3 protein-coding genes are annotated in these 2284 nt (G+C 70.0%); 2 read left to right on the plus strand and 1 reads right to left on the minus strand.

Annotated elements, in window-relative coordinates; all coding sequences use genetic code 11:
* Positions 1–77 precede the first annotated feature (77 nt).
* Positions 78–827 carry a class I SAM-dependent DNA methyltransferase gene (locus WA805_RS01475; protein WP_425241468.1) on the plus strand — a complete coding sequence of 250 codons (750 nt, stop codon included), beginning with the start codon at positions 78–80 and terminating at the stop codon, positions 825–827.
* 426 nt (positions 828–1253) lie between these two features.
* Positions 1254–2090, plus strand: coding sequence for an SAM-dependent methyltransferase (locus tag WA805_RS01480; RefSeq protein WP_424562533.1), 837 nt, complete (start codon positions 1254–1256; stop codon positions 2088–2090).
* Between the two features lie 7 nt (positions 2091–2097).
* Here WA805_RS01480 and WA805_RS01485 read toward each other — a convergent pair.
* Positions 2098–2284 (minus strand): hypothetical protein (locus WA805_RS01485; protein WP_425241469.1); only part of this gene is annotated, 187 nt, incomplete at its 5' end.

Here is a 2284-nt window from a genome sequence, read left to right on the forward strand (position 1 = left end):
ACCAGTCCCTGCTCTGATCGCTTCGCGCGCGAAACCTGTTGGACGCCGCCGGGCGCTCGCTGACATCGTTGGGTGCCATGCGCCAGGAGGACATCTGGGATCACGAGGCAGCCCAGGCATACGACACGCCGGGCACCGGCATGTTCGCGCCGGATGTGCTAGAGCCGGCCGTGGACCGGCTCGCCGAGCTGGCCGGTGGCGGCCGGGCGCTGGAGTTCGCCATCGGCACCGGCCGCGTCGCCATCCCGCTGGCTCAGCGCGGCGTGCCGGTTACGGGCATCGAGCTGTCTCGCCCGATGATCGAGCAGCTGCGCGTCAAGGCCGGCGAGACGGCAATCCCGGTGATCGCCGGCGACATGGCTACCGCCGAGGCCCCCGGCGCGTACACGCTGGTCTACCTCGTGTTCAACACGATCTCCAACTTGCTGACCCAGGGCGAGCAGGTGGCCTGCTTCCGCAACGCGGCCCGGCACCTGACACAAGGCGGCCGGTTCGTCATCGAGCTGTGGGTACCGGAGCTGCGCAGGCTGCCGCCGGGACAGCAGGCCATCGTCTTCAACTCCGAGCCCGGCTACATCGCCCTGGATACCTACGACGTCCTTCACCAGCACGTCGTCTCGCACCACTTCAGGTTCGGCGACGGCAAGCAGGCCCGGCTGTTCCGCAGCCCGCACCGTTACATCTGGCCGTCGGAACTGGACCTGATGGCGCAGCTCGCCGGGTTCGAACTGGAAGCGCGGTACGCCGACTGGGCCGGATCCGAGTTCACCGCTGAATCCCCGTCGCACGTCTCGGTCTACCGCTTGAAAACCGCCGACAGAGGTTGAAGGGCCAGAGGCTACGGCGGCCGGGGCCCGGCGAGGGCCTCAGCCGCGGCGCGCAGCATGATCACGAAGAAAAATCGTCCTATGCGTGCGATTTTCTTTCGTGATCATGAAATCAGCGGGCTCGGGGCCGCCCGCCGCGCCACCGCGGGTGGGGCGTCCCCGGAGGCCAGGCAAGGACCTCAGCGCTGCAAGCCCTGCAGGGCGAGAACGTCACAGCAAAAGTGGACAAGGGACGGGCGGCAGCCCCTTCCGGACCCCGCTAGCTATCGGAGAGGACGATGCAGGGACCTTGGCCGTTCAGCCTCCCTGTAAGTGTGTTATTTCGGGGCATATTGCCCCGAAATAACACAACTAGCGCGTCTTAGGAAAGGCGGTCGTTAGCCGGGGGCCGCCATCCGTGGCAACCGTTGGCGCATACTGGTAGGCATGGCAGACGACTGGGGGGAAGACGCGACCCGCAGGGCGAAAGCCGCGCTGATCAACACCAGGGTGCCGAACGCGGCGCGCGTGGTGGACTTCCTGTACGGCGGCCACAACAACTTCGAGGCCGACCGCAAGGCCGCGCGGGTCCTGGGCGCGACCGCGCCGGGGATAGCGGCCATCCCGCCCGCCGTGCGCGGGTTCCAGCAGCGCGTGCTGCGCTTCCTGGTCGTCGAGGCGGGGATCAGGCAGTTCCTCGACATCGGCACCGGACTGCCTCTCGTGGGCGCCACCCACGAGGTCGCGCAGTCTCTCGCGCCCGAGTGCCGCATCGCGTACGTGGACAACGACCCGATGGTGCTGGCGCACGCCCGGGCGATGATGACATCCGCGCCCGGCGGCGCCATCGGCTTTGTCGACGCGGACGTCCGCGATCCTGCCACGATCGTGGCGGGCGCGGGGGCGACCCTGGACTTCAGCCTGCCGGTCGCGGTCCTGCTGCTGTTCACGCTCTCCTACGTCGAGGACGCCGCGGAGGCGGCCGCGGTAGTGCCAGCGCTGATGGCGGCGGTGCCGTCCGGCAGCTACGCCGCGGGCTACCACCTGGCGAGCGACCTGGACCCGGTGCTGGAGGAGGCGGCCAGGCAGTGGAACAAGATGATGCCCGCGCAGCCCATCACGCTCCGCTCCCGCGCCGAGGTGGCCGGCCTCATGGCCGGCCTCGAGCTGGTCCCGCCCGGCCTGGTCCCCATCACCGAATGGCGCCCCGACTCTGACGCCTCCGGCGACAGCAGCCAAGCGCGCCCCGTCCCCGTGCACGGCGTCGTGGCCCGCAAGCCATAGCCCCGGGTCAGAGAGTTCCCGGCTGCGGCAGCCACCCGCCTGAGCCGGTGCCGGAGCTGCCGGAGCCGACCAGGTACCGGTCGGCCAGGTGGTTCAGCACCCGGCGCGCCTGCCGGAACCGCTCCGCGACCTCGCCCACGACATCCAGCCGCGCGGTGCGCACCGGGGCGGTCGCCAGCGCGGCCCGGTACCAG

Origin of the sequence: Trebonia sp., from assembly GCF_049794275.1 — a bacterium.
GTDB lineage: Bacteria > Actinomycetota > Actinomycetes > Streptosporangiales > Streptosporangiaceae > Trebonia.